General features: G+C 62.6%; 16 protein-coding genes. 11 read left to right on the forward strand and 5 right to left on the reverse strand.

Annotated elements, in window-relative coordinates; translation table 11 throughout:
• Nucleotide 1 precedes the first annotated feature (1 nt).
• Nucleotides 2-1,774 carry a family 43 glycosylhydrolase gene (locus IRI77_RS07865; protein WP_194451522.1) on the reverse strand — a complete coding sequence of 591 codons (1,773 nt, stop codon included), beginning with the start codon at nt 1,772-1,774 and terminating at the stop codon, nt 2-4.
• Nucleotides 1,775-1,879: 105 nt separating this feature from the next.
• On the opposite strand from IRI77_RS07865, the gene IRI77_RS07870 reads away from it, so the two are divergent.
• A complete protein-coding gene (locus IRI77_RS07870; protein WP_194451523.1) occupies nt 1,880-3,481 on the forward strand; it encodes a cellulase family glycosylhydrolase in 1,602 nt (533 codons plus the stop codon).
• A 7-nt stretch (nt 3,482-3,488) separates the two neighbouring features.
• On the opposite strand, the gene IRI77_RS07875 is transcribed toward IRI77_RS07870, so the two are convergent.
• A complete protein-coding gene (locus IRI77_RS07875) occupies nt 3,489-4,526 on the reverse strand; it encodes an aldo/keto reductase (protein ID WP_194451524.1) in 1,038 nt (345 codons plus the stop codon).
• Nucleotides 4,527-4,635: 109 nt separating this feature from the next.
• Entirely contained in the window at nt 4,636-5,124 is a 489-nt protein-coding gene (locus IRI77_RS07880) for a hypothetical protein (RefSeq protein WP_194451525.1), read from the reverse strand.
• A gap of 465 nt (nt 5,125-5,589) precedes the next feature.
• Between IRI77_RS07880 and IRI77_RS07885 the strand changes: the two genes are divergently transcribed.
• The 4 genes from IRI77_RS07885 (at nt 5,590) to IRI77_RS07900 (ending at nt 14,832) form a co-directional block, all read left to right on the forward strand.
• On the forward strand, nt 5,590-9,039 hold the full coding sequence (locus IRI77_RS07885; protein WP_194451526.1) for a TonB-dependent receptor: 3,450 nt from the start codon (nt 5,590-5,592) through the stop codon (nt 9,037-9,039).
• 266 nt (nt 9,040-9,305) lie between these two features.
• On the forward strand, nt 9,306-12,188 hold the full coding sequence (locus IRI77_RS07890; RefSeq protein WP_194451527.1) for a beta-propeller fold lactonase family protein: 2,883 nt from the start codon (nt 9,306-9,308) through the stop codon (nt 12,186-12,188).
• 62 nt (nt 12,189-12,250) lie between these two features.
• Nucleotides 12,251-13,411 carry a WG repeat-containing protein gene (locus IRI77_RS07895; RefSeq protein WP_194451528.1) on the forward strand — a complete coding sequence of 387 codons (1,161 nt, stop codon included), beginning with the start codon at nt 12,251-12,253 and terminating at the stop codon, nt 13,409-13,411.
• Between the two features lie 170 nt (nt 13,412-13,581).
• The gene (locus IRI77_RS07900) at nt 13,582-14,832 is read left to right on the forward strand and encodes a ComEC/Rec2 family competence protein (protein ID WP_194451529.1); all 1,251 of its coding nucleotides are present in this window, start codon (nt 13,582-13,584) and stop codon (nt 14,830-14,832) included.
• A 577-nt stretch (nt 14,833-15,409) separates the two neighbouring features.
• Here the strand turns inward: IRI77_RS07900 and IRI77_RS07905 are convergent.
• Complete coding sequence (locus IRI77_RS07905) at nt 15,410-16,075, reverse strand: hypothetical protein (protein WP_194451530.1); 666 nt, start codon at nt 16,073-16,075, stop codon at nt 15,410-15,412.
• Nucleotides 16,076-16,423: 348 nt separating this feature from the next.
• Nucleotides 16,424-16,984, reverse strand: a complete 561-nt coding sequence (locus IRI77_RS07910) for a YceI family protein (protein WP_194451531.1) — start codon at nt 16,982-16,984, stop codon at nt 16,424-16,426.
• 290 nt (nt 16,985-17,274) lie between these two features.
• Here IRI77_RS07910 and IRI77_RS07915 point away from each other — a divergent pair, with 290 nt between their 5' ends.
• The 6 genes from IRI77_RS07915 to IRI77_RS07940 all read left to right on the forward strand — a co-directional run bounded on the left by IRI77_RS07915 (nt 17,275) and on the right by IRI77_RS07940 (nt 24,184).
• Entirely contained in the window at nt 17,275-18,162 is an 888-nt protein-coding gene (locus tag IRI77_RS07915) for an alpha/beta fold hydrolase (RefSeq protein WP_194451532.1), read from the forward strand.
• A gap of 593 nt (nt 18,163-18,755) precedes the next feature.
• A complete protein-coding gene (locus tag IRI77_RS07920; protein ID WP_194451533.1) occupies nt 18,756-19,445 on the forward strand; it encodes a type 1 glutamine amidotransferase domain-containing protein in 690 nt (229 codons plus the stop codon).
• A 131-nt stretch (nt 19,446-19,576) separates the two neighbouring features.
• Complete coding sequence (locus IRI77_RS07925) at nt 19,577-20,101, forward strand: cupin domain-containing protein (protein WP_228486640.1); 525 nt, start codon at nt 19,577-19,579, stop codon at nt 20,099-20,101.
• On the forward strand, nt 20,098-21,405 hold the full coding sequence (locus tag IRI77_RS07930) for a c-type cytochrome (RefSeq protein ID WP_194451534.1): 1,308 nt from the start codon (nt 20,098-20,100) through the stop codon (nt 21,403-21,405). Before IRI77_RS07925 ends, IRI77_RS07930 begins: the two co-directional genes overlap by 4 nt.
• Before the next feature lie 30 nt (nt 21,406-21,435).
• Nucleotides 21,436-21,909, forward strand: coding sequence for a (2Fe-2S)-binding protein (locus IRI77_RS07935; RefSeq protein WP_194451535.1), 474 nt, complete (start codon nt 21,436-21,438; stop codon nt 21,907-21,909).
• Nucleotides 21,902-24,184: a xanthine dehydrogenase family protein molybdopterin-binding subunit gene (locus IRI77_RS07940; RefSeq protein ID WP_194451536.1), complete on the forward strand. Its 2,283-nt coding sequence runs from the start codon at nt 21,902-21,904 to the stop codon at nt 24,182-24,184. Before IRI77_RS07935 ends, IRI77_RS07940 begins: the two co-directional genes overlap by 8 nt.
• Nucleotides 24,185-24,339: the final 155 nt, after the last annotated feature.

A 24,339-nucleotide genomic window follows, 5' to 3' on the forward strand; every position in this document is an offset into this window, starting at 1 on the left:
CTCAGCGAGCGGAGACGGCTGGACTCGGCAGGGTTTGCGTACCCGGAGTCCAGCCGCTGTCGTTGAAGGCGTCGACGGTGAAGTAGTAATCCGTCTCCCGGTTGAGGCCGTGGACGGAGAGTTCCTTCTGGCCGCGCACTTCGTAGCTGTGATAGAGCTGGCCGGGGGCGATGCCGTAGCGGACGATGTAGCCCTCCGTGTCGCGCGACATCGTCCAGCGGATCACCGCATTCCTGGGATCGCTGGAGTCGCGGTGGACCTCAAACGCCGGAGCGGCGGCCGGCGGCTTGCCCTCTCCGCTGCCGAAGAGGCGCAGATCGCGCACGCTGAACGGGCCGCCCGCGGGCATTTGGACATTGGTGAGCCGCACGTAGCGGGCAGTCGCCGGCGTGGGCAGTTGGAGATAGTCGTGGGGGACGTCCTTGAGGTTGCTGGAACGGTCGGCCAGGAGCTGCCAGGTTTTGCCGTCGAGCGAGGATTCGAGACGGTATTGGTGGTGGAGTCCGGCGGTACGGCCCAGGGTGGTGGACTCGTGCTCGGCGAAGTTGACCTGGATGGCTTCGAGGCGGCAGGTTTTGCCCAGGTCCACGCTGAGCCATTCGCCGGCATTGGCGGTGCGGGCGCTCCAGTAGGTCTTGATGTCTTCGTCGAAGGCTTTCTCAGGACCCAAGGTCTCGATGCTCGAGGAGGCTTGCGCCTTCTTGCCGAAGGAGAGCAGCATCCAGCCCGCGAAGGTATCGAGGGAATCGCCCTTGCGATCGTGGGGCGCGGCCTGGGGATAGTCGCCGAACAGGGTATTCATGTGGAGGACGCCGCTGGTGTCGAAGCCCACCGGGAACAGGCCGAGGCGGCGCTCGAACTGGTGCTTCATGGAGATGACCATGGTGGCGATGTGCCAGTAGCGGCCCTGCTTGTCGGCGAAGGTGCCGCTGTGGCCGGCGCCGGTGATGAAGCCGGTGGGCTTGAAGGAGAAGGGGCTGGAGGGAGAGTAAGTGAAGGGTCCGCGCGGGCTGGAGGCCGTGTACACGCCATCGGCGTAGGTGCGGTATTCGGTGCCGGGCGAGGCGTACTGGAGATAGTAGGTGCCGTTGTGCTTCGTCATCCAGGAGCCTTCGAGCCAGGGCCCTTCCTGGAAGAGGTTGCCGGTGGCCGCGCCAAGGTTGTCGTCGCCGCGCCGCTCCCAGCCATGTTGGGCATAGTTGGCGCGGAAGCAGACCCACGGCTCGCCGATGGGCTTGAACTGATTCTTCGCATCGAGCTCCATGCCTGAGATGGCGCCGTTGTAGGAAAGCCCGTAGTAGAGGTAGACGCGGCCATCGTCGTCGGCGAAGAGGTCGGGATCGCCGACATTGAAGGTCTGGCTGACAAACTCCCACTTGCCGCTCTTGGGGTCGGTGGTCTTGTAGAGTCCGATGTTGCAGGCGGTGTAGTAGAGCGTGTTGTTGTAGACCATGACGGCCGGAGCATAGGCCTCGATGGGCAGGTCGGAGGAGACCACGAAGGTCCAGTCGAGCAGATCCTTCGAATGCCAGTAGCCGCCGGACTTGGACGCGAAGAGGTAGTAGTCGTCGCCGAAGAGGACGATGGCGGGGTCGGCTGCCTCGCGGCGGCTGGGCTGGTCGACCATGAAGCGGTAGTCGAGGTTGAGGGGGTTGGCGAAGGTGCGGGGCCGCGCGGGTTCGGCGCCCGGGAGGAGCATCAGCGAAGCGCTTGCCAGGAAGAGGAAGGGGAGAATGGCGTGGCGGCCAGAGGGTGGGATTCGCTGAAAGCTCATTGGATGATCATATCCGGCGGAGGCCGGAGATGGGACGGGATATTGGGACCGTCTCGTCTGGATGAGCGGATTGCGATGGGCGGCCCACTGTGATTGACTCGTGGCATGAATTCGTTCGCCTGTCCGGGAACCGTGCTGCGTAGTTGGGTTTTTGCCGTTGCCGCCGGAGTGCTGTGCGCCCAGCCAGCCGCCAATTATCAGGGGAAGCCCTATCAGGGTCACGCCCAGGTGATTCCGGGCCGCGTGCAGATGGAACTGTACGACACTGGCGGGCCGGAAGTGGCCTTCCACGATACGGATGCCGATAACAACGGCAGTGGAAAACTGAACAAGGGCAACACTCCGGTTGAGCGATTCCGCCAGGACGAGGCGGTGGACCTCTCCTTTACAAAGCCGAAGATCGACAACACCGTGGATGGGGTTCAGGAGAAGGTGGGTGAACTCTACCTGGGCTGGACCGCGCCCGGCGAGTGGGTGAACTACACGGTGGACGTGCAGGTGGCGGGCGCCTATGCGGTGCACGCGCACATGACGTCGCGAACCGATAACGCGCAGATCCGCCTGGCGGTGGACGGGGTGGATGTGACCGGCGCACTGCGGCTGCCGACCACCACGCACTGGCACCTGTGGCGGACGGCCGCGAACCTGGCGCAGGTCCGCCTGGAAAAGGGCGTGCATGCCCTCAGGATTTCCGTCTTGAAGGAGGGCAACTTCAATCTCGACTACCTGGAGTTCGAACCCGCGGCCGCCGCGTCGACGGCGCACGTGTTCCCGGCGGTGGGCGCGATGGACCAGGTAAAGAAGATGGGGCGCGGGCTGAACATCATCGGCTACGACCCACTGTGGAAGGACCCCGCAAAGGCCCGCTTCCAGGACCGGCATTTCCAACGCATCCGGGAGGGCGGGTTCCAGACGGTGCGCGTCAATCTGCACGCGTTTTCGCACATGAACGCCGAGAACCGGTTGAGCGAGGCGTGGTTCAGGACAGTCGACTGGGCTGTGAATGCGGCCGTGGAGAACGACCTGACGGTGATCCTGGACGAACACAACTTCACCGATTGCGGACGCGATGCGGCGGCCTGCAGGCCGAAGCTGATGGCGTTCTGGGAGCAGGTGTCGGAACACTACAAGGACGCTCCGGCGAGCGTGGTATTCGAGATCCTGAATGAGCCGAACGGGCAGGTGACGGTGGAGCGGTGGAACGCCTGGGCGAAAGAGGCGCTGGCGGTGATCCGGAAGACGAACCCTACGCGCAACGTGATCATCGGGCCGGCGTCGTGGAACGGCATCGGCGCATTGAACCAGCTGGAACTGCCGGAAGATGACCGGCACATCATTGCGACGGTCCACTACTATTTGCCGATGGCGTTCACGCACCAGGGGGCTGCGTGGTCGAAAGAGACCGCGAAGCTGTCGGGGGTGACGTGGGGCTCAGAGGAAGAGAAGCGAAAGGTGGACGCCGATTTCGCAGGGGTTCAGGAGTGGTCGAAGGCGCACGGCCGGCCGGTTCTGCTGGGTGAGTTCGGGGCGTACGACAAGGGCGAAATGGACGCGCGGGTGCGGTACACGGCGTACCTGGCACGCACGGCGGAGTCGTTGGGCTGGACGTGGACTTACTGGCAGTTCGACTCGGACTTCCTGGCCTGGGACATGAGCAAGGATGACTGGGTGGGGCCGATTCACTCGGCCCTCGTGCCTCCGAAATAGACCGCGGCTAGGCCCGGCTGACGAAGCGGAAGAAGAGCGCCTGCTTGGAGACGGGCTCGGCGCGGTGCGCGATGGCGGCCATCTGCTTGTCGCTCAGAGGGGTGAAGGCGCGGGCAATCTGCACATTCTCCTCGAGCTGGGCGATGGAGTCGCAGCCCACAATGACAGTGGTGACAGGCAAGGTGAGCGAGTAAGACATGGCCTCGCGCATCGTGAGCGGGCCGGGTGTCGTGGCGATGACGGCGCCTTCCCAGGAGCGCTGCTGCCGTTCCAGCGGCGGCGGCGTCCAACTGGAGAGCAGTCGTCCACGGCCGGGCACTTTCATGCCGATGATGCCCATCTGCTTTTCGACGGCGAGCGGCAGGAGTTCGTCGAGAAAGCTGTAGTGGTATTTGTCGGCGGCGTTTAGCGAAATGAGGATCGTGTCGAAGGGGAAGCGCCGGATGGACTCCACGAGCGCTTCGGGCCGGAAGTGGCCGGTGACTCCGAGATAGCGGACCAACTTCTGCTCGCGCGCCTGGAGCAAGGCTTCCATGGCTCCGCCCTTGGCGAAGACGGCTTCCACGTCTTCCGGCAGGCCGATATCGTGGAGCTGCCAGAGGTCGAGGTGATCGGTGTTGAGGAGCTTGAGCGACTCCTCGAGCATGCGGAGGGAGCCGTCGCGCGTGCGCTCCTTGGTCTTGCTGGCGAGGAAGGCTTCGTTGCGGCGGCGTTTCATGACCTGGCCGACATAGCGCTCGCTCCAACGGTCTTTGCCGCCATAGATGGACGAGGTGTCGATGTAGTTGATGCCGAGGTCGAGGGCGCGATCGATGATGGGGACTGCGGTGGCGTCGTTGTTGGGGCGCTCGAGGGCAGCCTGTCCGCCCAGGCTGAAGAGGCCGGTTTTATAGCCGGTGCGGCCCAGGTTGCGCGTGGGCATGGCGGGCTGTGGCGGAGCCGGAGCGGCGGCGGCCACGCTGGTAGTAGTGCCAAGGAGGCCGGCGACGGTGGCCCCTCCAGCCTTCAGGAATGTGCGGCGTTCGCGAGGGGTGACTTTTTTCACGGTAAAGCTCCTGGGGCAATGACGGGTCCGGCGTGATGGAACCGGCTGGCATTGCGGTCTCACTATATCGGAGTGGGGGGCGGGTGGGAAGAGGAAGTGGCCGCGGAGGCTATTTCTCCAGCAGCCGGAAGCGGAAGATGACTTGCGCCGCGCCAGGCTGGATGGCCTCGGCGATGCGCAGTTCCGCGTAACGCCGCTGATTGGTCTGGACACAGAGATAGAGATCCTTGGGACTGCCGTCCACTCTCAGCCGGCTGCTCGAGTAGCGAGCTTGCACGCAGCCTGACAGACCGGGCTGCACCGAAGTGGGTTTGGCGATGAGGGCTCCGTTCCGGGGTTGGAGGTAGAGCCGGGAGCCGGATGGTTCCAACCGGAAGTCGTGGTCCTGCCCCGAAGGATGGCTTGGCGGCTCGGTCCCATCGCCATCGAGGGTCACCATGCACTCGCTGATGCCGGCGTCGAGGTCTACCGCGCAGTGGGGATCCACTTGCAATTCGCCCTGTTTGCCGGTTTGCGCGGAGGCGAGGACGACAGTGAGAAGAAGCAGCATGCCGGTTAAGGGCACGGTACCCCAGTTCCGCCGTGCAGTGAATCGCATATCTCACGGTAATCCATTGGTGGGGGGGGAGAGGGGCGAGATGGCGGACGAAACGAACTGCCGTATTCTTAGCAGGGTGAATTTGCCAGAAGCTGTCAATAGCCCTTTGGTAGCATTTTTCGGCTTTTCTAAATTGATGCAGTGCTCCAATCGATACAGCCTGTTTTACCCTTGCTTCTCACATAAGAATGACTTCTCTTTCTCTTCGTCCTGTCCGAACTGTATAGGAGCACAATCATCACCGTGACAGTGACTCAATCCTTCGGGCATAACTGAATGTTTTCCGAATATTCGCCTTGAGAGACCGTCGCTGCCTCGATCTTCCGATAAACATCTTTGGATATTCAATCCCGCTACTTATCGACAGATCGGCTCGAAAAAGCCACTTACGGATCAATCATCTCGATGGGTGTTGGGTTATTAAACATTAAGAGGGGTTCAACCCTAACATCAGGAGAAGACGAAATGAGCCGTTTCCGCTTTGTAGCGGGGGCTGCAGCCGTGTGGGCTGCTGCCGCCTTCTTAGCCGTGCCCCTGCGCGCGCAATCCGACCTGGGGTCCATCCAAGGGTATGTGCGAGACCCGTCGGGCGCCACCATTCCGAACGCCAAGGTAACCGTCAACAACGAGACGGGCCTGGAACGGGTGTCGACCACCAACGAGTCGGGCCGCTACGTGATCACGAATATCCCGCCCGGGTTCTACCGGGTGTCGGTGACCGCGACCGGTTTCAAGAAGTATGAGAGCAGCGGCAACAAGCTGGACCCCAGCGCCGCACTGGCCCTGGATATGAGTCTAACGATTGGGGCTGCGAACGAGTCGGTCGTGGTGACCGCCAATTCCGCGGCGCTGCAAACGGAGTCGGCCGCGATCCAGAAGGTGGTCACACGGCAGCAGATCGACAGCCTTGAACTGAACGGCCGGAATCCGATCTTCATGGCAAATCTGGTGCCCGGCACGAGGGGCGGCAATCTCTCCGCGCTGTCGTTCTCGTTCAGCCAGGGGCCCAACAACATCAATGGAGCGAGAACCCAGGACAGCCTCATTACTTTCGATGGAGCTCCGGCGGTCAGGACGCGATCGAACGGAACGAGCCTGGGCTCCGCCGATGTGGATTCCACTTCAGAGATCCAAATTCTCACCTCCAATTATGCCGCGGAGTATGGGCGGTCTTCCGGAGGGCAGATTCGCATTCTTACCAAGACTGGAACCAATGAGTTCCACGGAGCGGCTTATGAGTATCTGCGCAACACAGCGTTCAATGCCAATACGTGGACGAGGAACAATACGCTGGGCCAGGGCTTTGTGCCGCCGTTCCACTATAACCAGTTTGGCTACAACGCGGGCGGGCCTTTCTATATCCCCGGCCGGCTCAACCGGGACAAGAATAAGTTCTTCTGGTATTGGGGCCAGGAGTGGGTCAGGAATCGTTACCTGGACACCAATTCCATGACGGTGCCCTCGATGGCGATGAGACAGGGCGACTTCAGTGAACTATTGAACCCCACTAATGTCTACTACGGGAAAGTAGTACAGATCAAGGATCCGACGACGGGCAATCCGTTCCCGAACAATGTAATTCCCACGAACAGACTGAGTCCCAGCGGCGTGGGCATCCTGAGCGAGTTCCCGAAGCCCAACCTGACGGTGCCGATCAACACGAACCAGTTCTGGTACGCGGCGCTGCCGCATCCCCAGGATCAGCGTAAGGACACACTGGCCGCCGATATGAACCTGACGGACACGCAGCGCATCCAGTTCCGCCGGATGAACTACGCCTTCAACGAATATCAACCACTCGACGGTGGGACGCCGTTCACGCCCAAATACTTCAACCGGCCGAACCAGACCAATTCGGTGAATTATGTCTGGACGATTAGCCCGACGATGGTGAACGAATTCCTGGCCACGGTGAGCCTGGATGATGTCTACATCCCGGTGGATACGGCGAATTTTCTGGACCGCACGACGATCGGGATCAATTATCCATATATATTCCCGCAGGGCAAGCTGATTCCCACGCGCATTCCGACGGTGAATATGACGGGCTTCAGCGGGGTGAGCGGCGGACCGTACCCGTCGCACTCCACCGGGCCGATTTATACATTGTCTGACAGCTTCACGTGGATCAAGGGCAACCACACACTGAAGTTTGGGTTCTCCTTCGAGCGTTCCGGGGAAAACGACAACGACGAGATCAATGTGAGCGCCTGCCCCACGTGTACGAACAACCAGAACGGGCAGTTCAGTTTCACGGATACGCGGTCGGGCCAGCCGACCTCGGGCAACGCGGCCGCAAATGCGGCTCTGGGCCTGTTCGACACGTACTCGGAACTGGGCCAGCGGGCGTACACCATCTTCCGCGGCAACATGTACGAGGGCTTCGCGCAGGACCGCTGGAAGGTGAACCAGAAGCTGACGGTGGACCTGGGCATGCGCTACACGGTGGTCGTGCCCTTCCATGCGCAGTGGGGCAACATGATCGTGTTCGACCCGTCGCTGTATGATCCGGCCCAGGCGGTGCAGGTGGATCCGAAGACGGGCGCGGTGGTTCCCGGATCGGGTGACCGGTACAACGGCATGGTGATTCCCGGCAACGGTTGGCCCGATTCGGCAGCCGGCCGGTTCCCCGAAGCAAATGATCCGCAGTATGCCTACCTGTTCCGCAATGGCGTGTCGTCGGATCACTACTCCGACGTCCGCTGGAATCAGTGGCAGCCGCGGGTCGGCATCGCCTATGCGCTGAACCCGAAGACGGTGCTGCGCGCCGGAGCGGGGCGGTTCTTCACCAAGCTGGGCGTGAGCGATTCCATCTTCCTGGGCGGCAATCCGCCGTTCCAGCCCACCGCCAATGTGTCGTTCGGCAGCGTGGACAATCCGGGCGGGACACAGGCGAATTCCCTGCCCCTGACGGTGACGACGCAGAGCAAGGCGTTCAAGAATCCCGAGTCATGGGAGTGGAACTTCACGGTGGAGCGGGATTTCTTCTGGAAGTCGGTGGTGTCGGTGGGTTATGTTGGCCGCCGCGGCCTGCACCTGCAGCGCGAGGCGAACATCAACCAGCCAACGGTCGCCACGGTGCTGGCGAATCCGGGCGTAAACCTGGACGCGCTGCGTCCCTATGCCGGCTATAACTCGATCCGCGAGTCGGACAATGTCGCGAGCTCGATGTACAACTCGCTGCAGCTGAGCTGGAACCGGCGGTTCGCCAACGGCTTCTCGTTCGGGGCGGCGTACACTTACTCGAAGAGCATGGACGACGGTTCGGCGCAGCGGGACATCATTCCGGACACCTACGATGCGCACAACCTGTGGGGGCTCTCGGACTTCGACGTCACCCACATCCTGATCGTGAACTACCTGTATGAACTGCCGTTCTTCCGTGACCAATCCAAGCTGAGCGGCAAACTGCTGGGCGGCTGGCAACTGAGCGGCATTTCGCAGTTCCAGACCGGGACGCCATGCAGTGTGGCGAAGGGCAACGACTATGCGGGTGTGGGCCAGGACGGCAGCATGTCGTGCGCGGGCCAGTTCTGGAACATGAACGGGTCGCCCACGGTGGTGGGGCAGTTCGCGGCGAACGGGTCGAGCGATCCGAACCAATGGTTTTCGGTGACGAACTCAAACGGGTCGCCCATCTTCACCGCTCCGTCGGCGGGCACGTTTAATACGACGCAGGCGGTGCGGAACATCATCCACAATCCGGGCCTGCAGAACTGGAACATCGGCCTTTTCAAGAGGTTCAGCGTGACGGAGAAGACGGGCTTCCAGTTCCGGGCGGAGGCGTTCAATGCCTTCAACCATCCGAATCTGGGCGGAGCGAACTTTGACCCGACCAGCGCTTCGTTCGGCAAGGTGACCGGCAAGACGGGGGATGTGCGGAACCTGCAGTTGTCGTTGCGGTTCTTCTTCTAAAAGCGAACTAGCCTGGGAGCCGGTATACGCGCTCCGCTGGCCGCCGCTGCCCAAATGAAGGCTGTGGTGGCTGGCGGGGCGCGCATTGTTTGTGGAACCCAACTTAGTACCAATTCCGTACTGTTTTGTCTTGAAGTGAAACGGATCGGAGGATAGGATCACTTAGTCAGGACGGCCGCCGGTTCCGGCTTGTACCCCGGGCTGGGGGGTTTGCAATTGTCTTCCGGGGTTCGGGCCGCGGCGACTGCTGATTAGGAGGGGCCTACGTGAACACTCGTTTCGATGTCGTTCGAAAGGGCGTCAGAGTCGTCTTCTGCGTTCTCGCTCTCAGCCTCATGCTGGCCATGCACCTTGGCGCCAGCGTCATCACTTTTGGAACTTACCAGGAGTTCGGGTTTAGCGATGCCGGCATCAGTGCCACCGGCTGTGATCCGGCGGATCCTTCCGGACCGTTCTGCATCGAGAGTTCGGGTACCGTAGCCGGATTGCTGGGCGCGGCTCCCTGGACCTTCACGGCTCCCGTTGGCGGCGCCGTGCTCACGGTGACCGATGCGTTTCTTTCCGGAGAGCGGTTTGAAATCTTCGACTTCGGCAGCTCGATCGGCCTGACATCGGTGCCGGTGGATAACATCGATTGCGGCGATGATCCGGTGCCGTGCCTGGCGACAGCCGGCGTCAGTATCGGGATCTTCCACCTGGCTGCGGGCAACCACTCGCTGACCATCACGCCTACTATCTCCAACGGGGGCGGGTCCGCCTATTTGCTGGTGGATGCACCCCTGACGAATGTGCCCGAACCCGGTTCGTGGCTGCTGATGGGCCTCGGCTTGACCATGGTCGTCCTGGCGAAGCGCTGGCCTGCGATTGTCTTGCCCCTGAAGCGGCGGCGGAGAATGGGCATCCCCTTGATCTGCCTCGCCATCGCCGGATTCGCACGGCTGGTCTACCAGCCCATTCCGGTGCAGGGGGCAGGGCCCACGATGTTCAGCGGGCCCACCTCCTCCCAGCCGCTGGCAATCACGGCGGATGATGCTTTCCTGGTGGTCGCGAATCCTGACAACAACAGCGTGAGTTTCTTCGATGTGCGGTTGGACCGGAACCGGCGGCTGGCTGAAGTTCCGGTTCAGACGGAGCCGAACGGGGTGGCCATCCTACCCGACGGGTCGAAGGCGTACGCGGCGAATACGGTCAGCGGCACCGTGACGGTAGTCCCGCTCAATTTGAAGAACGGCGTCATCTTCAAGCCCACTAAGCACATCGTGGTGGGCACAGAACCGTATGGGTTGGCGCTGAGTCCGAATGGGCGGAAGCTGTATGTCTCGAATTCACGGTCGGATTCCGTGTCGGTCATCGATACAGCGACCGATACCGTGACGAAGACGATCTTTGGCGTCGGCCCGGAGCCTCGGGGCCTGGCGATCACGAACGATGGGGACGCCGACGATGCCGACGAGACGATCTATGTCACCCAGTTCCTGGCGCTGCCGGTCGCCGGAAAGCTGGACGGTCAGGACGATGCGAAGGCCGGGCACGTGACGGTGATCGCTGCAAGCACCGACACCGTGACTGGCAACATCACGATCAAACCGCTGGCGGACACGGGCTTCCGGGCGACGGGCGACGCGATTGGGCGGGTCCCGCCGGGCGATCCGGGCAATCCTGCGAATTTCACGTTCACCACAGGCGCGTATCCAAACCAGCTCAACAACATAGCGGTGAAAGGCGGGTTCGCGTTCGTGCCGAGCGTGGGGGCATCGCCGAACGGCCCGGTACGCTTTGATGTGAATACGCAGAGCCTGCTTTCAGCGATCAACCGGACAAGCGGCCTGGATGCGGGCCAGACCATCAACCTGCACCTGGCGGTGAAGAACCAGACGGGCAGCCCGAAACTGTTCAATACCCTGCCCTGGGCGCTTGCGTTCAAACACGGGGCGGACGAGGGGTATGTGGTGATCGCGGCCAGCAATGTGGTGGTCAAGGTATCGGTGAATCCGTCGACGGGCGCCGCGGCGGTACGGAACGATCCGGTGAACTCGACGCGCGTGCTGCAATTGCCGGTGGGCAGGAATCCGCGTGGGATCGTGATCAACTCCTCGGATACGCGGGCTTACGTAATGAACTACGTGTCGCGGGACTTGACGGTGCTGAACTTGGCCGGCCAGGAGAGCACGATGGCCACGGTGCTGTCAGCGAAGCAACCGGCGGCCGGGAGCCTGGCCGAGAAGGTCCAGATCGGCAAGGAGCTGTACAACACGTCGGTGGGGGTGTTCGATCCGCCGACCCTGGGGGCGCCGGCGATCACGGGCCGCATGTCGGCGAACGGCTGGGGCGCGTGTGCGACTTGCCATCCGTCCGGCCTGTCGGACAACGTGGTGTGGATCTTTGCTTCGGGCCCGAAACGGACGATTCCCCAACATACGAATTTCGACCTGACGGACCCGAACCGGACTTCGATGCGGCCGTTGAACTGGTCGGCCGAGCGGGATGAGCAGGAAGACTTTGAACTGAACATCCGGGCGGTTTCGGGCGGCGAGGGACTCATCGTGCAAGGTGACGGGGTGACTCCGGAGAGCGCCGTGACGAACCTGACTCCGCTGGCGAATGGCGGGCGCAGTCAACTGAAGGTACGCGGGGTAGGAGCCTGGGATGCGTTGAAGGCGTATGTGCAGTATGGCATCCGGCCTCCGGTTTCGCCGTTCTCGAAGTCGGATCCAAACGTGCTTGCGGGCCGGGCTTTGTTTGTTTCGGCCAACTGCCAGCAATGCCATGGCGGTCCGCAATGGACGACGGCGAAGATCCGGTTCACACCTCCACCGGTCGCCGGGCTGATCAGCGGAGGCGAAGAGATTAGCGGGGAGCTGCGGAATGTGGGGACGTTCAATTCGCTGGCGCTCAACGAGGTGCGGCAGAATGGAGCGCCGCCGCTGGGCGCGAACGGGTATGTACCGCCCTCGCTGCTGTCGGTCTTCGCGTTTCCGCAGTCCTTCCTGCACAATGGCGCGGCAATTAGCCTGGATGAAGTTCTGAATAGCGTGTCCCACCGGAGCGCAGGTACAAGTGGAGTGGACACGCTGTCGAGTCCCGCGGACCGGTCGAAGATAGTGGAGTTCCTGAAGACGATTGACGCGGCGTCGACGCCGGTTCCGTAGCCGCAAGTTCGCGTAATCAGGGCGGGGTTGAAGCTCCGTCCAGCTTAGGATTCAATAAAGAGATGCGTTCCAACTGGATTTCCGCCGGAGTTTCCGCAATTGGCAGCTTGGCGTTGCTGCCGTTTTTGGCGGGACAGATGCCGGGTGATAAGGAGATCTGGGAGAAGGACAAGAATTCGGACACGCCATTGTTCCGGTTCGTGGTTCAGGGCAAGGCCGGGTATATCAACATCGAGGGACGAGTGGTAATCCAGCCGCAGTTCCGGGTTCTGGGAGACATCGGCTGGGACGACTTCCACGAAGGGATCGCCAGCGCCGGATTTGGCGGCCGTTTCTGGGTCAATGAGCAAGGCAAGGAACTGGAGCCTCTGTCCGACGGCTCAGAGCGCACCGGCAAAGCGGCAGAGGGGATGATCCGCACCTATCGGAAGCTGAATGGCTCGAGGCAGGAAGGCTTTGTCGATTTCCAGGGCCGGAGAGTGATCCCCGAGAAGTTTGAAGGGACAACGGAGTTCTCGGAGGGCCTCGCGGCAGTACGCGTTGGCGGACTGTGGGGCTATATCGACAAGAGCGGCGCCTTTGCCATCGCTCCTCGATTTCTGGAGGCCGAACCCTTTTCGGAAGGGGCGGCCCGGGTGATAGCGGAGGGCCCCTGCATGAGTCCGTGGCGCGGTGGCTGCATCATAGGCGGTGTAGCGATTGGAGCCCCGGAGGGTACTGATGTACGACGGGCGAAGTTCCCGGGCTGCCGCTACTCCTACATCGACAAAAGCGGCGTCCCGCTGTTCGAGACGACATACGGATCCGCCGACAACTTCTCGGAGGGACTAGCCAGAGTTTCTGGCGCTGGGGGTTCCGGCTTCATTGACAAGACCGGGACGGTTCGGATTCCACTCCAATTTAGGCACGTCCGTCCGTTCTCCGATGGGATGGCGCGGTTCCTGAAAGGCCGGGACTGGGGCTACATGGACAAGGCAGGGCGGGAAGTATTCCCGGCGCAGTTTGAGTATGCGCAGGACTTCTCGGAAGGCGCGGCCGTGGTAGGCCGTCCGTTTGGGGCTGTGCACTTCATCGACAAAGGGGGGCGAAAGCTGTTCGACGCGGAGTACACCAGGGCGAGCGGATTCCGGTTGGGACTGGCTCATGTCTGTTCCGGGCACGATTGCGCCTATATTGACCGGACGGGCCAGGCCGTGTTCCGGTATCAGAGTGATCGCGAATAGGCAGCGGTTGCGGTCCAGCGGCCTTGTTACACCTCAAAGACTGACTCGGGGTGGCGGCCCGGATATACTCTTGAGTTCGGAGCAGAGCCTGGCGCTGGGATGGAGCCGGGCCTGATCGAGTGGGGCCGGTGCGCCGGATCGACTCTAGAACGCTCCGCCGAATTCTCGCCATGACACGCAAAGACTTCCTCAAATCGCTTTTTGCCGCTCCGCTTCTCGCCGGGGCGTGGGCCAAGAATTCCCTGTTGGGCCAGACGGTGGGTACGGTTTGTCCGCCCTGGCAGCCGGGCGGATTGGATATCCACCACATTGCCACGGGACGCGGCAATTCCACCCTGTTCATCTGTCCCGACGGGACGTCCATGATGGTGGACGCGGGCGCCACGTCGGGCGGTTTGAAGTACACCATTGCGCCGAAGCCGGACGACTCGCGGCGGCCGGGCGAATGGCTGGGGCGGTATGCGAAGCGGCACCTGCAGGCGGCCGGCCGGAATGAGATCGACTACTTCGTATTGACCCACCTGCATGGCGACCACATGGGCGATGTTGTGGCGGAGTCACCCACAGCCCGGTTGGGCGGGTACAAGCTGACCGGCATCTCCGATGTGGCGGAGATTGTGCCGATCCGGCGGATTCTGGATCGCGGGTATCCCGATTACTCTTACCCGGTGAAGCAGGAAGGCGCGGCGGCGCTGAACTATATCGAGTTCGTGAAGGCGCAGCAGAAGAACGGCGCCGTGGCGGAGAAGTTCCGGGCCGGATCCCGGCAGCAGATCCGCCTGCTGAGGAAACCCGCGGATTTTGGCGATTTCTCGGTGCGGAACCTGGCCGTGAATGGGGAAGTCTGGACCGGAGTGGGCGAGTCGACGCGGCACCATTTCCCTGCCCTGGAGACGCTCGCGCGGGCCGATTATCCGAGCGAGAACATGTGCTGCCTGGCTTTGCGGCTGAGCTACGGGCCTTTCGATTACTACACGGGCGGGGACCTGCCTAGCGGCATTAACGACGGCTCGGCGGCATGGAAGGACATCGAGTCGCCCGTGGCGCGGGCCGCGGGTCCGGTGGAGGTGGCGATTCTGAATCACCACGGGTATACGGACACGACGGGTGCGGAGTATGTGCGGTCGCTGCGGCCGCGCGCGTTCATCCTGATGGCCTGGGATTCGGCGCATCCCGCGATTTCGAGCTTGCAGCGGATGTATAGCACGACGTTGTATCCAGGGCCCCGCGATGTGTACGCGACGGCACTGAAGGCCGAGAACAAGATCGCGAATAAGGGACTGGCGAACCTGAAGAGCGACGACGGACATATTCTGGTGCGCGTATCGCCGGGCGGCAAGGAGTTCCGGGTGCTGATCCTCGATAACGCGTCAGAATCGGATCGGGTGAAGGCGGAGTTCGGGCCGTTTGCCTGTGGGTGATTTCGCAGGGGTTTTGGGCGGGACGACGGGCTCGTCCGGTTGATGGCTGGAGCCTTTGGGTTGATCCCACGTTGAAAACGCGTGGGTGTCCGGGGCCCTGTCCATTGAAGACGCGCTGGCAATTGGTCGCGATACTGCCTGAGTGGAGCCTTTCGGTGGCCATCCGCTCACTCACGTTCGCGGCTCCGTTCGCGGATCCGTGCGCTTTGGCGGCCCGTGGGGCGATGCGGGCATCCTCGCAGTCGCGGTTCGGAATGAACGCACGAATGGGCCGATCCGGGTTCGGGCTGGACGCTGGAATTCATGGGTGGCTTCGTTTCGTCAAACCGTGCGAGGCGGCGTTGTGCCCGGTGGCTCAGGGGGAGCCCGTCGCTGAGGCTTCGGGGACTGGGTGAGCGGACGGGTTGGGCAAGCGAGGGGAGCCGACACTATTCGCAACTCGTAGCAGAAGCCGCGCAGCCCCCCTGACGGTAATCAGGCGGTGTGGTTTTCAAGGATCTGGCGCCCGGTGAGGCGGAACGACGGAGATGGAACGGACGAACGCTGGAACCGGTTCGAGGGAACGGAGTGAGAGTGTTCAGGCCGCGGCTTCCACGGCGGGTTTGCCTGCCCTGACTTTCTTGAGCCACTTGGCAGTCAAGGATTTGCTGAACTGGACGGCGGTTTTGGTGCCGGTTGTGAAGCGGACGCGGGCCGTGACCTGGTCGGTATGGGATCCGCTGAAGACTTCGCGGAGTTGCGGAAGCAAAGTCGTCATCTCGGCCATTGGGGTGGATTCGGCGACCGCATGGATGGCAAAGGGACCCTGCAGTTGGAGGGTCGCGCGTTCGGTCTGGAGTTTGCGGAGTTCGTTCATGGCGCGGTAGAGCGAGCGCTCGAGGTCGCGGCGGTAGCGGGCGAAGTGGTTCAGGCGGGCGGCGTCGGTCTCGGAGAAGTCGATTGGGTCCGTTTCGGCGAGGATGGCGGACTCGAAGGTTTCGATGCGGCGGAGGTTCCAGGTGTGGGCGAGGATGCGGTGGAACACCTCCTCTTCGAGACAGGACTTGGGGTGGGTCTCGCGGAGAAGGCGGGCTTCGAGGGCGGCGAATTCGGCGCGGTCGTCTTCTGAGATGTGGGGCGAGCGGGCGGTGAGGCCGTGGCGGCGGGCGTTTTGGGCGGAGCGCGATTTGCCCTGGACGGTGACGGGTCCAGTGGAGAGTTGGGCGTTGGCCTGGTTGGCGGTGAGCTGGGCGGCGGAAGCCATGATGAAAGTCTCCTTAGAAATGCAAAAAGCCGGCAGGAAAGCCGGCGCGATTCCAAGGTAGCTGGCATGGTCAAGGCCGCTTCGCCTTCTCTTCATTGGCGTTGTTGCAAATAAAGGAAATAAAGATCTGCAAACCCTGTGATGGTCTTGCGGCCCCTGGCCGAAATCGGTGGATCTTCGCTCCAAACATGGCCAGAGGCCGAGGGAACAAACACGCGAGCAGCGGGCTCGCTGGAGCTACCATGCGGCCTGCCCTTGCGTCGAGTGGGCCGCATGGCTCCTGCTCATCGCCGATGGCGTGGACGAGCAGCAGGGACGGATTCCGCACTGCCCGTGGCAGTGGACTCGTCACTTTGCGTTGGAGACGAACTCAATGTCCAGGTCGACGAAAATGTCGTCGCCGACCAAGAAGCCGCCGGTCTCGAGCGCCTTATTCCAGGTAAGCCCGAAGTCCTTGCGGTTGATCGTGACGCTGGCGGTAACGGCAATTCGAACACTGCCCCATGGGTCTGGAGTCGGTGCCGAGATCTCGCCCACCTTCACCTCGACGGGCCGGGTAACGCTACGGATTGTGAGATCGCCGGCCACCACCGGACTCCCCGGGCTCCCCGAGATCCCGGTGGATTGGAAATGGATGGATGGGTAGCGCGCAACGTCAAAGAAGTCCGCATTGCGCAGGTGGGTATCCCGATCCACTTCACCGCTGTTTACCGAGGCCGGATCGATGTCAACCTCGATCCGCGACTCGGCGATATTGTCTTTGACCAGATGCAGTGTTCCGGTCCGCACGCGAAAACTGCCGCGGACCCACGCGATCGCCATGTGGCGGATCTTGAACTGAATCGAAGAGTGGGCCGGGTCGATCGACCAGGGCGCGACTGCTACTTCCTGAACGGCTTCGTTTGCCATGTACACCTCTGAGCTTCCTGTTGCAACCGGGTGACCAGAGTGCTCGAAGGTCGAATACAGGAGATACGAGCGAGCTTGTGGGCATCTGGCGGCCCGATGAGTCGAACACCCGACAGACGACCATGCAGCGCCGCATTTGCCAAGCCTCGGCCGGTCAATAGGGACCGTGCCTTTTCGCCGGCTTGGCGCCGCCCGGGTTGACGCCTCGTCCTTCGTCCGCACGACGTGGAAGAGCAATTGCTCTGTACTGACCGCGGCGAGCTTCCGGCGGCCGCGCCAAGGAGCAACCAATGAAATATCCGACCTCTTATCGCAAGATCCTGATCGACGGCCTTTCGATCTTCTATCGTGAGGCTGGCCCCACGAACGCTCCAGCAATTCTATTGCTGCATGGATTGCCTTCGTCCTCGCGGATGTTCGAGCCGCTCTTCCAGCGACTGAGCGATCGCTATCACCTGATCGCGCCCGACTACCCCGGGTTTGGCCACAGCGATTGGCCCGACCCGGCGAGCTTCGGGTATACCTTCGATCGTTACGCCGAAATCATGGACCAGTTCACCGAAGCGATGAACCTCCCGCGCTACACGCTGTACCTGCAGGATTACGGCGGCCCGGTCGGGTTTCGCATGGCGCTGGCGCATCCGGAGCGGGTGCAGGGGCTGATCGTTCAGGACGCAGTGGCCCACGATACCGGTTTGGGCGCGAATTGGAACGCGAGGCGCGCCTTCTGGGCCGACCGCGCTGCTAACGAAGAGAAGCTTCGCAGCAACCTCCTGTCTCTGGCCACGACGCGCACACGACATCTGGGCAACGATCCGAACGTGGAGCGATACGACCCCGACCTATGGACCGACGAGTTCGCTTTTCTCAGCCAGCCAGGCCAGGCGCAGATTCAGAGCGACCTGTTCTACGACTATCGCAGCAACGTGCAGGCATACCCGAAGTGGCAGGAATGGATGCGCCGCAACCAGCCACGTTTGCTCGTGATCTGGGGCAAGTACGATCTCTCGTTCGACTTGACCGAGCCGGAGGCATATCGCCGCGACGTACCAAATGCCGAGGTCCATGTGCTCGAGGCAGGCCACTTTGCGCTCGACACCGCCGCGGACGAAATCGCAGGCCTGGTCGCGGCGTTCTTGCCGCAAGAGGCGCGGAAACTCGCCGCGCAAGCAAAGTAATTGGAGGCGCAGGTGGCCGCAACCACGACGCACTCCACGGGGCCGCAGGTCCATCGATCGAACGCGTATCGAAGAGTGACGCCTGTCCTTCGTTCGCTGGACGTCCTTGGGCAATCGAAGATCTCGCAACTGGGGGCGAACGTGTGTGCGATCGAGACGGACGGCCCTGGAGAGGAGACCATGGAGAGGCTTCTCCCCACTCGGCACCAGGGCTCATTCTTCGTGGCTTGTCATCGAGATCGCAAAGACGCGCCTGCCGCGCTTGCGCACCCGTATCACCAGGGAGTGTCGACCCGCAGTGCCGATCATTCGACACTTGTTGACCGGCAAGCTGCGCCCGGCCGGCTGCGACTTGGGCTAAGCGCTTCAGATTCCCGCGTTTCCGGCGGCTGGAATGCCGCAACAGGGTTTGGCTGGCGGCATGCACTTACAGCCGGCGAGGGGATGGAAACTCACCAGGTGGTTGGCGCCCGGCTAAACCTCGCTGACGTCAGAGGGTCGGCAGCTCATCCAAAGGTGCTGTGCGGCTCAACGATTTCCTGGTGGCAGATTCGCGAACGAAGGAAGATCCAGTCCAACTAAGGAGCAACGAAATGAAAATCCTGATGGTGCTAACGTCACATGATCAATTGGGCGATACCGGCCGCAAGACCGGTTTCTGGCTGGAAGAGTTTGCCGCTCCCTATTTTGTATTCAGGGACGCCGGCGTTGAATTGACCCTGGCGTCTCCGAAGGGCGGGCAGCCCCCGGTCGATCCGAAGAGTGACCTGCCTGAGAACCAGACTACAGCCATGACCCGGTTCAAAGGGGACAAAGCCGCGCAACAGGCGCTGGCGCACACGGTCAAACTGGCCGACATGAAGGCGGAAGATTTCGACACGATTTTCTACGTCGGCGGGCACGGCCCCATGTGGGACCTGGCCGATAATCCCGTTTCGATCGCGCTGATCGAGGCCTTCTACAACTCCGGCAAGCCTGTCGCGGCTGTGTGCCATTCGCCGGCCGTGTTCCATCGCGTCATGTACAAAGGCGCGCCGCTGGTGAAAGGCAAGCGCGTCACCGGGTTTACCAACGGCGAAGAAGAGGCGGTACAGCTCACGAAGGTCGTGCCGTTCCTGGTTGAGGACGAGCTAAAGAGGATCGGCGGCCTGTATGAGAAAGCGGCCGATTGGGAAAGCTTCGCGGTGGTCGACGGCCGGCTGGTCACCGGGCAAAACCCGGCCTCGTCGACGGCCGCGGCCTGGGAGCTCCTGAAGGTACTTGCCGTGAGCAAAGCGGCGTAGGTTCGATTCAGGACGGCTGGGCGGGAGCGGTCGCCGCCGGTTTGAGACGACGTTTATCGAGTCCCTGGACGCCTGGGCTCGACGGGAGCATCTGCGATGCCGGAGCCAGAGCCACAGCAAGGAGCGATGAGATGTTTCGACGTATCTCGATCGGAGTGCTTTTCTGCGCGTTGTCGGGACTCTCCTGGGAGGCACAGGAGAACGCGCGCGCCAGCGACCGCCCGCTCCACCAACCAGGGCAGGCGGTCTTTCGGTCCGTGCTGCCGGAAGATATCGACTGGAAACCGTTCCCCGCCTTCCCGCCATCGGTCCGGCTCGCGGTGGTGGTCGGGGAGCCCTCGACCGCGCATCCCTACGTGGTGAGGGTCAAGGTGCCGTCAGGCGTGAAACTGATGCCGCACCGCCATCCGGAGGATCGGGTCTACACGGTCCTCTCTGGCGTGTTCTATATCGGCCTGGGCGAGACATTCGAGGCGGACAATCTGACCGCGTATCCACCTGGCAGCGTCGTCGTGCTTCCGGGCAACACGTACCACTACCATTGGGCGAAGTCCGGAGAGTATGTCACCCAGGTGACGGCGATTGGACCGCTGGGCCTGGAATACCGGAATGCGGAAGACGATCCACGCCGTGCCGCGCAAGGAGCGAAGCAGTGATCCGTCGCGTTGGTATCGCTGCCCTGGCCGTGGCAGTGCTGGCGCTCTGCGGCCTGCTGCTGCTGGCGCGGCGGAGCGAGATCGGGCCGCTCGGCAGCGCTGCTCAAGCAAGTTTCCCTGCCGCGGATATCGCGCAGGGGGCAGCGCTCGCTGCCGCGGGGCATTGCGCCTCCTGCCACACACAAACCGGAGGACCCGTCTTCGCCGGCGGCTATGCGGTGAATACGCCGTTTGGAAAGATCTACGGATCGAACATCACGCCGGATCCGGCAACAGGAATCGGGCTGTGGCCACTGGAGGCATTCACTCGCGCGATGAGGGAGGGTGTGTCGCGCGACGGATCGCATCTGTTCCCCGCCTTCCCGTACTACGCGTATACCAAGCTCAGCGACTCAGACATCCGGTCGTTATACGCGTTCCTCATGACGCGCACTGCGGTGAGGGCTTCCGTGCCGGGCAATACCCTGCCCTTCCCGTTGAGGATTCGCGCTTTCCAGGAGGGCTGGAAGATCCTCTTCTTTCAGGAAGGGCGCTACCAGCCTAATCGAGCGAGGAGCGATGAATGGAATCGCGGCGCCTACCTGGCGGAGGGCCTGGCGGACTGTTCGGGCTGCCACACGCCGCGGAATGCGCTCGGCGGAGAAGAGAGCCGCCGTGCTTACGCCGGCGCTGGGATAGACGGCTGGATTGCGCCCGCGCTGAACAGCGCCAACCCGTCGCCCATCCCGTGGACGCGCGAGGAGCTGTTCCAGTTCCTGCGCACCGGTTCCAGCCCGCTCCACGGCGCAACGAGCTCGACAATGACCGCGGTCATTCGCGACAGCCTGGCGTTGCCCATAGTTCCGGACTCCGACATTCGGGCGATCGCAGCGTACTTCATCGATGCGGATCAAGCGAATCCTCGCGCGGAGGGAACCGAGTCCAGGATACGAGAAGCGCTGGCCACTTCCTCACTTGGCAGCGGCCAGGAAGACGACCCGGATGCAGCGCTGTATGCCGCAGCCTGCATCGCCTGTCATTACAACGCGAGTTCCGGCCCTCTGGCCGCGCGCCCGGAACTGGCCCTGAACAGCTCGCTAACGATGCCGGATCCGGCGAACTTCATTCAGGTGGTATTGCAGGGTGTCGGCAGCACGGACGGCGCGCCGGGACTGGTGATGCCCGGATTTGCCTCCTCCCTGACGGATGCCGAGATCGCACGGCTGGCAGCGTATCTGCGGCGAACGCGGACCAAATTGCCGCCATGGCGCGACCTGGAGAGCAGGATCCGTGTGATTCGCAGGACGGCGGCCAAGCAGGAATAGCTTGCGTGGACGAAAAGGAGTGACACGAGCATGACCACCATTGAGCTGAACGGCGCCAAGGTTTCCGTTCACAGTCCGGAGAACACGCCTCTGCTTTGGGTGATTCGCGAGGAACTGGGGCTCAGCGGGACCAAGTTCGGTTGCGGGATCGGCCTTTGCGGTGCGTGCACGGTGCATGTGGAAGGGCGCGCGACACGAGCCTGCATCACGCCGATTCGTGCGGTTGCCGGGGCCCGGATCACGACGATTGAAGGACTCGATGCGCAGGGCAGGCATCCGCTGCAAACCGCATGGCTCGAGGTGCAGGCGCCGCAATGCGGCTACTGCCAACCGGGTCAGATCATGCAGGCCGCCACGCTGCTCAAGGATTATCCCGATCCCAACGACGCCGACATCAACGCCGTGATGGCGGGGAATGTCTGCCGTTGCATGAGTTACGTTCGAATCCGCAAAGCCATCAAGCTGGCGGCAGCAAGAATGCGGGAAGGGGCCTCACATGATTAGTTTGTCCGCCCACGGCCTCAGGAACACGCCTGATCCTTCGCGCCGCGGTTTTCTCATCGCCATGATGGGAGCGGGGGTGATGCTGGGATACGCGCGGTCGGGCCTGGGCGCAGTTCCGGCGGGCCGCGCCAGCGATCTATTCGAGCCCACAATCTGGTATGGGATCGATCCCAGCGGGACCGTGACGGTCAACATCGTCCGGGCGGAGATGGGCCAGCATGTCGGTACCGCGCTGGCTCGCATTGTCGCTGACGAGTTGGAGGCCGATTGGAACAAGGTCAGGACGGTCACGGTGGATTCCGACCCTAAGTGGGGGCTGATGATCACGGGTGGCAGTTGGTCAGTCTGGCAAAGCTTCCCCCTGCTCAGCCGCGCCGGCGCCGCGGGGCGCATCGCTTTGGTTGAAGAGGGCGCGAAACTCCTGCGTGTCCACCCAACAGCCTGTACCGCGCGTGATGGCGCCGTGCACGCCAACGGAAGATCGATTCCTTATGGAGACATCGTGGCGCGCGGGGATTTGCGGCGGACTTACACGCCCGAGCAGTTGAAAGGCATGCCGGTCAAGCCGGCACTCCAACGGCGCTTAATCGGCAAGGAGACGATGGCGCTGGATGTTCCGTCCAAGGTCGACGGCAAGGCCCGGTATGGCATTGATGCATCAGTGCCAGGCATGGTCTACGCCCGGCCGAAAGTGCCCCCGACGCGCTACGACTCCAAGGTGGTTTCGGTGGACGATTCGGCGGCCAGGCGCCTGCCCGGCTATCTGCGGAGCATTGCGCTCGAGGATCCGTCCGGAACGGCTCCAGGCTGGGTGATAGTTTACGCCGACAGCTTCACGACCGCGAATCGGGCGGCCGACCTGGTTCAGGTGCGATGGCAGTCCGGGCCCGCCGCCCAGGTGTCGGAGCGCGACCTCCAGCAACGCGCAGCCGAGCTCATTGCGGATCCCAAAGGGGGTTCGCTGATGGTCGACGACGCTGGTGTGGATGCCGCGATCTCGAGTGCGAAGCGCAAGCTGGAGCGGACCTATACGACCACCACGGTCATGCATTACGCCCTGGAACCGGTGAATGCCCTGGCCTTTGAAAAGGACGGCGTGTTTGAGATCCACACCGGGAATCAATGGCAATCGTCGATCCTGCCCGTGCTGGCGAAGGCGTTGGGCCGGAGCGAAGACAAGATCGTGATGCGCAGCTATCTGCTGGGAGGCGGCTTCGGCCGCCGCCTGGATGGCGACTATGCAGTCCCCGCGGCGCTGGCCGCCAAAGCGATGGGCAAGCCGGTCAAGATGATCTGCACACGAGCCGATGACATGCGTTTCGATTGTCCTAGATCCGCCTCACGACAGGTCCTGCGGCTGGCCTGGGGGGAGGGTAACCGGATCGCCGCGATGGAGCATCACGCGGCAGCCGGTTGGCCGACAGCCCACATTGCTCCTTACTTCATGCCGAAGGATGCCAAGGGCAACCTCTACGACCTTTTCGCCATCTCAGGCGCGGACCACTGGTACTCCGTCGGCGCACACAGAGTGCGCGCGCTACGGCACGACCTGGCCGACCGGACGTTCCGGCCCGGGTACCTGCGTTCCGTGGGCGCCGGCTGGACGAGTTGGGCCGTGGAGACTTTTATGGACGAGGCTGCCCGCGCCGCGGGCGTCGATTCGCTGGCGTTCCGTCTGAGTCTGCTCGATGGCGCGGGCCGTAACGCCGGGACGGCGCCCAACTCGATTGGCGGCGCGCGCCGCCAGGCCGCGGTGCTGGCCCGCGCTGCGCAAAAGGCCGGATGGGGGCAGCCCGTGCCGAAGGATGTTGGCATCGGCCTCGCATCGACCTTTGGACAGGAGCGAACCATGCCGACTTGGGTCGCCTGTGCAGCTCGCGTGCGAGTGAACCGGACAAATGGCCACGTTACGGTGGAAAAGCTGAGCCTCGTGATCGACGCGGGTACCATCATTCATCCAGACAGTGCGACGGCGCAGGTGGAGGGGGCCGCTTTGTGGGGCCTGGGCATGACCTTGTATGAGGGCACGGAGTTCCTGAACGGGCAACCGAAGGACACAAATCTCGACAGCTACCGGGTGCTGCGCATGGGTGACGTGCCGGAGATCGAAATCGAATTTATGCCTAGTACGGAGGCGCCAGTCGGGCTGGGCGAACCGGCAACTACGGCGGTCGCGCCCGCGATTGGGAATGCAATCTTCACCGCCACCGGCGCGCGGCTGCGGGATCTACCGATTCGTCCGGCAGCTGTCCTGGCCGCACTTCGCCGGCAGTAGGGTTGGTGGGCGCACGAGTAGGCGTCGCCCTAGCGGATCTGCCTCAGGGGACTTTCCCGATTGGCAGGGCGGAAGCCTACGCCGGTGGTCACCGGGAGGAACTGCCCGTTCTGAATCGCGGTACGCATCCGCACTGCCCAGGTTGCCGGCGTACT

Origin of the sequence: Paludibaculum fermentans (genome assembly GCF_015277775.1) — a bacterium.
In the GTDB taxonomy this organism is placed as follows: Bacteria; Acidobacteriota; Terriglobia; order Bryobacterales; family Bryobacteraceae; genus Paludibaculum; species Paludibaculum fermentans.